This window comes from Brevibacterium picturae, assembly GCF_030453725.1.
GTDB classification, from domain to species: domain Bacteria; phylum Actinomycetota; class Actinomycetes; order Actinomycetales; family Brevibacteriaceae; genus Brevibacterium; species Brevibacterium sandarakinum_A.
The window spans coordinates 1-8600 of record NZ_JAKDJU010000131.1 but is presented as its reverse complement, the minus strand read 5'-3'; the positions used below and the strand labels follow the sequence as shown (position 1 = coordinate 8600).

Annotated in this window: 7 protein-coding genes, 1 other RNA gene and 1 pseudogene; 5 read left to right on the top strand and 4 right to left on the bottom strand. The window is 62.5% G+C overall.

From position 1 onward, the window contains the following. Positions 1–64: 64 nt before the first annotated feature. The 5 genes from ftsE (at position 65) to ssrA (ending at position 4074) form a co-directional block, all read left to right on the top strand. Entirely contained in the window at positions 65–754 is a 690-nt protein-coding gene (ftsE, locus tag L0G76_RS11960; protein ID WP_304357427.1) for a cell division ATP-binding protein FtsE, read from the top strand. Further along, complete coding sequence (gene ftsX, locus L0G76_RS11955) at positions 751–1665, top strand: permease-like cell division protein FtsX (RefSeq protein WP_304357426.1); 915 nt, start codon at positions 751–753, stop codon at positions 1663–1665. The genes ftsE and ftsX overlap by 4 nt, the downstream gene beginning before the upstream one ends. A gap of 1 nt (position 1666) precedes the next feature. Beyond that, complete coding sequence (locus L0G76_RS11950; RefSeq protein ID WP_304357425.1) at positions 1667–2896, top strand: peptidoglycan DD-metalloendopeptidase family protein; 1230 nt, start codon at positions 1667–1669, stop codon at positions 2894–2896. Between the two features lie 176 nt (positions 2897–3072). Beyond that, on the top strand, positions 3073–3543 hold the full coding sequence (smpB, locus tag L0G76_RS11945; RefSeq protein ID WP_304357424.1) for an SsrA-binding protein SmpB: 471 nt from the start codon (positions 3073–3075) through the stop codon (positions 3541–3543). Between the two features lie 154 nt (positions 3544–3697). Then, positions 3698–4074: a transfer-messenger RNA gene (gene ssrA, locus L0G76_RS11940) on the top strand. A 46-nt stretch (positions 4075–4120) separates the two neighbouring features. Here the strand turns inward: ssrA and L0G76_RS11935 are convergent. From L0G76_RS11935 to L0G76_RS11920, 4 genes and pseudogenes are all read right to left on the bottom strand, one after another. Beyond that, on the bottom strand, positions 4121–4909 hold the full coding sequence (locus L0G76_RS11935) for a hypothetical protein (RefSeq protein ID WP_304357423.1): 789 nt from the start codon (positions 4907–4909) through the stop codon (positions 4121–4123). Continuing rightward, positions 4906–5928 (bottom strand): type IV toxin-antitoxin system AbiEi family antitoxin, encoded by a 1023-nt coding sequence (locus L0G76_RS11930; RefSeq protein ID WP_304357422.1) that lies wholly within the window; start codon positions 5926–5928, stop codon positions 4906–4908. Before L0G76_RS11930 ends, L0G76_RS11935 begins: the two co-directional genes overlap by 4 nt. 95 nt (positions 5929–6023) lie before the next feature. Further along, positions 6024–7676: a thiamine pyrophosphate-binding protein gene (locus tag L0G76_RS11925; protein WP_304357421.1), complete on the bottom strand. Its 1653-nt coding sequence runs from the start codon at positions 7674–7676 to the stop codon at positions 6024–6026. A gap of 440 nt (positions 7677–8116) precedes the next feature. After that, a pseudogene (locus L0G76_RS11920) lies at positions 8117–8600 on the bottom strand (hypothetical protein); the annotation flags it as partial.

Sequence of the window (8600 nt, the reverse complement as noted above, 5' to 3'; positions counted from 1 at the left end):
CATCACGGGGCTGTTACGTACAGTGGAAGCGGCCGAGCCATCCGCGACATGATTGAAGACCCTCTTGATCAAATTCGACTCAGTTTCGAAGTCCTACGACGCACGCTCCCGCAGAGCACTCGACGACATCTCGTTCGAGGCCGAGCGCGGAGAATTCGTGTTCCTCGTCGGCGCTTCGGGCTCGGGTAAGTCCACGGTCATCCGTCTGATCCTGCGCGAAGAGGTGCCCAGCACGGGCCGGATCCACATCGCGGGAAAGTCGGTCGTGAAGATGCCCAGCTGGAAGGTGCCCTACCTGCGTCGGGGGATCGGCACAGTGTTCCAGGACTTCCGCCTGCTGCCGAACAAGACAGTCTTCGCCAACGTCGCCTTCGCGCTCCAGGTCATCGGCAAATCCCGGGCGGCCATGTCGACACTGGTCCCCGATGTGCTCGAGACCGTCGGTCTGGACGGCAAGGAGAAGCGCTATCCGAATGAGCTCTCCGGCGGTGAGCAGCAGCGCGTGGCCATTGCCCGTGCCGTCGTGAACAAACCGGGCATCCTGCTGGCCGATGAGCCGACAGGCAACCTCGACCCGAACACCAGCGCCGACATCATGTCGGTGCTCGAGAAGATCAACCGCAACGGAACCACGGTGCTCATGGCCACTCACGACGGAGAGATCGTCAACCGGATGCGCAAACGAGTCATCGAGCTCTCCGAGGGCATCATCGTCCGTGACGTCGAAGAGGGCACCTACGGAGTCGCCTCATGAGGGCCGGATTCATCCTCTCCGAGGTTTGGTCAGGACTGCGCAAGAACGTCTCGATGGTCCTGTCCGTGGTGCTCGTGACCTTCGTGTCCCTGCTCTTCGTGGGTGCGGCGATCCTGCTGCAGATGCAGGTCGGGCAGATGAAGGACTACTGGTACGACCGCGTCCAGGTCTCCATCTTCCTGTGCCCGCCGGACTCCGAAGCCACCAATTGCGTCGAGGGTGAGGCCACCGATACGCAGAAGAAGAACATTGAAGATCAATTGAGCAGCTCGGAGCTCGCCCCCTACGTCGACGAGGTCTACTTCGAGGACAAGGCCGAGGCCTTCGATCACTTCCAGGACCAGTTCAAGGGCACCAGCCTCGAAGGCACCGTTCCCGAAGACGAGATGAATGAGTCGTTCAGGGTCAAGCTCAAGGACGCCGAGAAGTACGAGATCATCAAGGAATCGTTCTCCTCCACCCAGGGAGTTGAGGAAGTCGTTGACCAGAATCAGCTCCTCGACCGCCTGTTCGGCGTCCTCAACATCGCCACCGTCGTCGCGGTCGCGATTGCAGGCATCATGCTGCTGTGCGCGATGCTCCTCATCGCCACGACCATCCGCCTCTCCGCGTTCTCGAGACGACGAGAAACGGGGATCATGCGTCTGGTGGGTGCGTCGAACACATTCATCCAACTCCCGTTCCTGCTCGAGGGCGTCATCGCCTCGGCAATCGGGGCGACCCTGTCCGCCGGCACCCTGGGACTGCTCGTCCACTTCGGCGTCAGCGGCTGGCTGCAGGGACAGGCGACGGGCTTCAGTCTGATCTCCGGAGTCAATGTCCTCATCGTGGCCCCGATCCTCATCGCCATCGGTGTCATCATGGCCGGAGCGTCGTCCCTGATCACCCTGAACAAGTACACGAAGGTCTGAGATGAAACGCAGACTCGGTTTAGTGATCACGGCGGCGGTGCTCGCCTTCATCCTGCCTGTCACCTCGGCGGGGGCCAATCCCCGGGATGACAAGAGCAAGGTCGACGATCGAGTCAAGGAGCTTCAGCAGGAGTTCGAGGGCCTCGACGAGGACCTGGCCCGAGTCATCGCCGAACGAGACGCAGCAGAGGAGAAGCTGCCCGACGCCGAGGCTGCCTCGGACAAGGCCGATGATGCTCTGGCCGAGGCCATAGAGAAGGACGATGCCATGGCCGCTCGCCTCACCTCGGCCCAGAATGCGCAGAAGGAACTCAAAACGTCGATCAAGGACGGCGCGGAGGAGATCGATAAACACAAGACCTCGGCCGCGCGCATCGGGCGGCAGGCGTATCAGAACTCCGGGATCACCTCCGACCTGGCGATGCTGCTGCAGATGGCCGAAGGCACCAGCGCCGATGGAGGGATCGGGCGTGTGGACTCCGCCGTGCGATCCCAGCAGCGCACGATCGACAACCTGTCCGAGCAGCGGGCTGTGAACGAGAACAACGAAGAGCGCCTCTCCGGTGTCACCGATGAGATCTCCGATCTCAAAGACGAAGCCGCCGAGGCTGTGCTGGCCAAGGAGGCCGCGCAGATCGACGCCAAGAAGAAGGCCGACAACCTCAACGACATCATCACCGCGAAAGATGATGCGGAAGAGACGATCTCGGACAACAGGGCCGAAACCGAGGCGCAGCTGCAGAAGGAGAAAGAGGAGCAGGACCGGCTGGCGAAGAAGGTCCGCGAGTGGGAGAAGGAGCAGGAGAAGAAGGGCAAATTCGTCTATGGCGACGGTGAGCTGGCCAATCCTGCCAAGGGCTACCCCACCACCTCACCCTTCGGCTATCGCATCCACCCGATCACCGGTGCGAAGAAACTCCATTCGGGCACCGACTTCGGCGTGCCCTGCGGAACTCCGATCCACGCCGCCGGTGATGGCGTGGTCGTCGGTGCCGGCTGGACCGGCGGCTACGGCAATCGAGTCGTCGTCTCCCACGGCAAGATCGAGGGCGACTCGATCGCCTCGACCTACAACCACAATACGAAGGTCAAGGTCCACGCAGGGCAGAAGGTGAAGAAGGGCGACGTCATCTCGATCTCGGGCACGACCGGTGCATCCACCGGCTGCCACCTGCACTTCGAGATCATGAAGAACGGTGGCTACGTCGATCCGATGCCCTACATCTCCTGACCTCGTCTCCTCGGCCTCGCCGAGGCGGCCCCTCAGCGGCCGTCATCGTAGTCTTCCGTACGCGATATCATTGAGCTAGACTTGTGGGTCTGCGTGTCGACGCGATCAAGCAGCCCTTCGGGGCTGACTGGCGCCGGCCTGGCGCGCTGAGTCAAGATACAGAAAGGAGGCCGGGCATGCCGAAGGAAACTGGCAAGAAAGTCATTGCGAGGAACCGCAAGGCGCACCACGACTATCACATCTTGGATACGTGGGAGGCCGGCCTCGTGCTGACCGGAACCGAGGTGAAGTCGCTGCGAGAGGGCAGGGCATCGCTGAGGGACGGATTCGCGCTGATCTTCCAAGGTGAGGCGTGGCTTGAGGGAGTCTATATTCCCGAATACACGCAGGGAACGTGGACGAACCACACCGCCAGGCGGCGTCGGAAGCTGCTCCTGCACCGTGATGAGATTCTCAAGATCTCGCAGAAGGTGAAGGAGTCGGGGAGAACGCTGGTTCCGCTCGAACTGTACTTTGACGGCTCCCGGGCCAAGGTCGAGCTCGCTCTGGCCAAGGGTAAGCGCGAATGGGACAAGCGTCAGACGCTGCGCGAGGCGCAGGATAAGCGTGAGGCCGAGCGCGCGATCAAGGCCAAGCAGTTCCTCTGAAGCTGCTCTTCTGAGCTGATCGATGCGGCTGAATTTCCGGTCTCGGGAATGCAATTGGGTCGCCTGGTGTTGAGGGAGTATGCTGGTTAATCTGATCAGTGACCGATCCAGTTTGTACTGGTGAGCGTGCTGATCGGATTTGGTAACAGAATATGGGGATGATCGGTTTCGACGTTGGACACTGCGTCGGGAGAAGCGGGCCGAGAATGTAGAGTCATCTCGTTAATGTCCTCTGCAAAACAATAGGTGCTAAGTCTAATAACCGCACCGATTTCGCCCTCGCTGCCTGATAAGGCCGAGCTGCGAATCCGTCAGTCTAGAGTTGCTTCCGCTCTAGTTCCTGGCGTCGCTTAGGGAGCCACTGCTTCAGGTATTCGTTGAGGGTACCTGAGGGACTTTTACTCAACTCCGTTCGTTGATCCACGTGTTCGTGCGAGGATCAGAACCTAAGAAACTATTTCACGAACTGCGCCCGGAGAAGTCCTGACAATCTGCCGACGGACGCGGGTTCGATTCCCGCCATCTCCACGAAATGACCCTCTGACCACGATATGTGGTCAGGGGGTTCTTTTTTTGCTCAGCGGTCCAGACCGACCAGAGAACCACTTCGATAGGCGTCGATCAGGTCGGGAGCCAGAGAGTTGCGCATGTGCCGCAATAGTTTCTGTCGCTGGACAGGATCGTTGAGGACATCCCCGACAGCCTTGCCATCGGCCGGGGTGAAAGCTTCGGCCGCGATCCGTGCATAGTGGAAGCTTGCCGCAGCAAAAATATCGGCATCGGTTGCGTCGAGTGCCTCATCGTCCTCCCAGACCTCGTCGACGAATGGATCAGACGACATTGCTGCCAGGATGATTCCGAGGTCGAGTCCGTCCTTGGGGTTGTCGTGGTGACGGTCCCTCCACGCAAGAATCTTGAGTGCGGTCTGAGCTGAGGCTGTCGCGACACGGACCTCGGTGCCCTGCGGCATCCGCACCAAGGTGGATGTCGAATGAGCTTCTTGAAGACCAGTCACATCGAGTAGATGGTCGTCCGCGAATCGAACCTCGCGGTCTCTCTCGATCCCTCCGAACGGAACGACATCGACGTCGACGCCGAGAACGACGAATGTGTGCTCAGCATTGCCCTTTCGGCTGAGACGCCCCGTGAGCGTGGTGAATTGTTCTCGGCCGTGGACGGCGACGGCGATGTCGACGTCCTCGGTTGCGCGCACGGGGTCAGTATCCTGGAGAGCATGGATGACGAGATCTCGTGCAGCGGCACCGACCACGAGGAATTCGAGGTCGAGTACTCGGCAGGACTCGGACAGTTCAGCGAGTACCTCTTCAGGCACAGGGACCCCTGTGCGCCCGGTCAGATCGATCATTGGCCGACTCCGAAGAACTGGGCCCGGATCTCGTCGACCCGGGGATCATCTTCAAGCAGCAGGTCGGCCCGGATGAGTAGCCTGGGGGCTGTCCCGTTCTCCGGTGGCATCGGCAGCGTTTTCCAGAACGCGGGGCGGATCCGGACTATGCCGTTGTCAGCCCGCCGGAGGCGCCCCTGACGGATGAGGTTCCGACGCTCGCTGGCGCTCCCATCGAGGTGGATGAGCGCCGAGGCAGGGCGGATGGGGGCACCAAGGCGCGCGGCCGCGGCCTCCGAGCCGAGCAGGGCCCCAGGTGGGAGTTCTGCCTCGAGCAGGTCCGAAGGGTGTTGCCAGATATCGCTGTCGAAACGTTCCTCCGGCCAAGCGCTGGGCTGCATCGCTGAATAGGCGGAGATCCACTCGTCTTCGATCGCCGAAGGCCGAAGCAGCTGATAACTTTTCCCCTCCAACATCGGCGGAGTGCGATCGCGCAGCGCTTGGACGACACGGTTGACCGTGCCAACCGATGCGCCGGAACTCGTCGCCAAGGTGCGCTGTGAAGGTGCGAATCCGGATTCATTCGCCAGGAGCAGCGCGAAGGTCACGGGTAGACCCGCACGTGTGAAGGGCGCCATTGTCGACTTGGGGCGATGCGGCTCGGCGCTGCGCTTGCCGATGACCTCGATGATGATCCCTTCGTGGCGCAGCGATGCGTTTCCGGCTGAGTCCACGTACCCGCCCCAGCCGTGTTTGCGGAGTCCTTGTGCGCGGGCAGGCGTCACTCGGTCTGTGAGTAGGACTGTGCGCTCGTCGTGAGGGAGCAGTGCGAGATCGGCGGGTGTAGTTGCGGGGCTGGCTACCGCAGGCAGCTCGGTGCGCAGATCCCCAGTGCTGATCGTGAGGATGCCGGAGACGGCCCGACCGTGAATAGTGTCGAGGTCCGTCCAATCGGCCCTGACGCCGAGATCTGCGAGACGCGCTAATGTCTTGTCGACGAGGTCGCGCATTGCTCCACCCAGATGTTCAATCAATGCCATGCGTTCAGGATACTTGAACAGTTTGAAAAATTGAACACCTGGTGGAACATTGACCGCGTTATCAATCCGAGAGTGAGAGAAGCAGCGTCCGCATTCTATGAGTTCACGCGAATGACTTCCTCCTGATACGGCGCAATAACCGATCCCGAGATCCGCAGATCGAGCAGCAGGAATTTCCGTTCGTCGACCGAAGTCGCCTTCCACTCGTTGACGACCTCAATATCTGCCAGGGAGCGAACGACGACTCCGTGTCCGCCGGCCGCGCTGGCCAGGGCCGCGAAATCGATCTCATCGATGAGCATCGGGGTCTTATCGAGTCCCTTGAGGCCGTACAGGTTCACCTCGGCACCATAGGCCGCATCGTTGAACACAACGGCCATGCCTCGCCCACCTGCTGAACGAATTGCCGTGTCGAGGTCGGACAGCGCCATGGCTCCGCCGCCGTCGCCGGTGGTGAGCACGATCGTCGAATCCTGATTGGCGCGAGCGGCTCCGGCAACGCTGTGCCAGCCGAGGCCGATCGATTGGAACGCTGTGCCGACCATCGCCAGACGGTCAGGGGCACGGGGCTCCCAGAACATGTTCGCCCAGGCGATGAAGTGCCCGCCGTCGGAGACGACGACTCGGTCGTCGGGCAGGACTTCTCCGAGTCGCGCGGCGGCAGCACGCGGATCCAGGCGACCGTCCTCGGCGAATTCCGTTCCCATCGCGTAGGCCCGGTCGGCAGTGGTATCCACGGTCTCGCGCCAGCCGCTGCCACGCGCACTGTGTGCCTCCAACCGAGAAACCAGTTCGCCTGCCGCCAGGCGAACGTCCGCGCGGATGAAACCGCCGACCCGAGCGTTCGTCGCCCGATCATCCGTGTCGATCTGCCAGACGGCAGTCGATGGGTGGAACAGGTCACCGAAGCGCATGGTGAACTGATTGAGGGAAGCGCCGAAGACCACAGCGACATCGGCCTCGCGGATTCGCTCCATCGCCTCCGGGGCGCCGAACCCTCCGGCCACGCCGAGGTCGAACTCGGAGTCCGGGAAGACATTGCGGCCCAGTGCAGTGGTCGCCGTCAACGCACCGGTGGCCTCTGCCAGGGCGCCGAGTTCTTCCTCTGCGCCAGCCAACCATGCACCGCGGCCGGCCAGCAGGACTGGACGCTGCGCCTCGGCGAGTGCAATCGAAAGACGGTCGAGCGAGGTCTGCGCGAACTCGGTTGCCGGAGCCAGGGGAGTCGAGTGCCCGGGTCCCGGGACCGAGGGAATATCGCCGATGTCGAGGGTCGCTACATCGTAGGGGATTGCCAGGACGACGGGCACCCGGTAGGTCAGTGCGTGCTCGATGGCTGTGACTGTCGCCGCGGCCGCATCGACGCGACCCACGGTGTAGGTGCGCACTCCCACTGCCGAGGCCATGGCGATCTGATCGACGTCCCAGGGTCGCGGGCCGGACGTCGGTTCGTCACCGACGACGAGGACGAGTGGAACCTTGGCCTGGGCCGCCTCGGCGAGGGCTGTGAGCGTGTTCGTGAACCCGGCGCCGTAGGTCGTGGTGGCCGCTGCGATCCGTCCGGAGGTGCGGAAGTGCGCATCGGCGGCGACGACGGCGCCTGCTTCGTGTCGGACGGCGGTGTAGGTCGCCGAGGTGGAGGTGAGCAGGGCATCGAGGAAGTAGGCGTTTCCGTTGCCCATGAGTCCGAAGACTTCGTCGATGTGGTGGGCCAGAGTGTGTGCGACGTGCGCCGATGTATGAGCCATGTGGGACCTTTCGCGGATGAGATCGGATATGGAAATGGGGGATCCATATATGTCTCACGCGCGGTGTTCGCGGCTTCGCGCTCCTTTTTCGAGCGCCGGCTTTTCGGCAGCAACCGGATTCGACGTTGGCACCGGCCTGACAACATCGAATATAGGCGATGGTGGGCCCTGATCCAAGTCTGGTCTGTGACGTCGAGCGAGTACATGTGCTGATCAACGAACGATGCACAGGTTGAGCGTCGAGTAACGCATGCGCACAGGGGAGTCTCGGCGCTGCGTGCGTTTCTCGACGTTGGCCCCGGGCCAGCGGCCGCCCCTGGGGCAGCGGCCGGCCCTGGGGCAGCGGCCGCCCTGGGCCAGCGGCCGCCCCCGGGGCAGCGGCCGCCCTGGGCCAGCGGCCGTCCCTCGCGGTGCGGGTTCTACCCGCTGATGGGAGTGGTCTATCGGCTCAGGCGTTCCTTCCAGGCGGCCAGGACCGCCGGGTCGGTGGGTTTCGACACCAGGGAGCCGATGACATAGCCGAGCAGTGAGGCAATGAGTCCCAGGTAGATGGCCTCACTCGCGTAGATGTCGATCGTGATCATGACGACGATCGTGGTGAGCGCACCGAGGATCATGCCGGCCATGACGCCGACGATGGTGCCGCGCTTGAAGATCAGTCCGCCGAGGATGGGAATGAACAGGCCGGCCACCAGCAGGTTGTACGCGACCGTCAGCGCTTCGACGACGCTGGGCATGATCATCGCGAGGACGAGGGTGACGACGCCGAGGCCGATGAGGTAGATGCGGGAATCGCGGATCTCATCGCCGGTCTCCCGGACCAGAGACCTGACCAAAGTCGACTTCGTCCCACCAGCCGAGCTATGCGCGGAGTCACCGTCCGGTGCGGACGCCGATCCGTCCGGTGCGGACGCCGATCCGTCC

What these genes read in the sequence shown, in the direction of transcription:
- L0G76_RS11950 (WP_304357425.1), top strand. Translation starts at nt 1,667, where the DNA reads ATGAAACGCAGACTCGGTTTAGTGATCACGGCGGCGGTGCTCGCCTTC.
- smpB (WP_304357424.1), top strand. Translation starts at nt 3,073, where the DNA reads ATGCCGAAGGAAACTGGCAAGAAAGTCATTGCGAGGAACCGCAAGGCG.
- L0G76_RS11935 (WP_304357423.1), bottom strand. Translation starts at nt 4,909, where the DNA reads ATGATCGATCTGACCGGGCGCACAGGGGTCCCTGTGCCTGAAGAGGTA.
- ftsX (WP_304357426.1), top strand. Translation starts at nt 751, where the DNA reads ATGAGGGCCGGATTCATCCTCTCCGAGGTTTGGTCAGGACTGCGCAAG.
- L0G76_RS11925 (WP_304357421.1), bottom strand. Translation starts at nt 7,676, where the DNA reads ATGGCTCATACATCGGCGCACGTCGCACACACTCTGGCCCACCACATC.
- L0G76_RS11930 (WP_304357422.1), bottom strand. Translation starts at nt 5,928, where the DNA reads ATGGCATTGATTGAACATCTGGGTGGAGCAATGCGCGACCTCGTCGAC.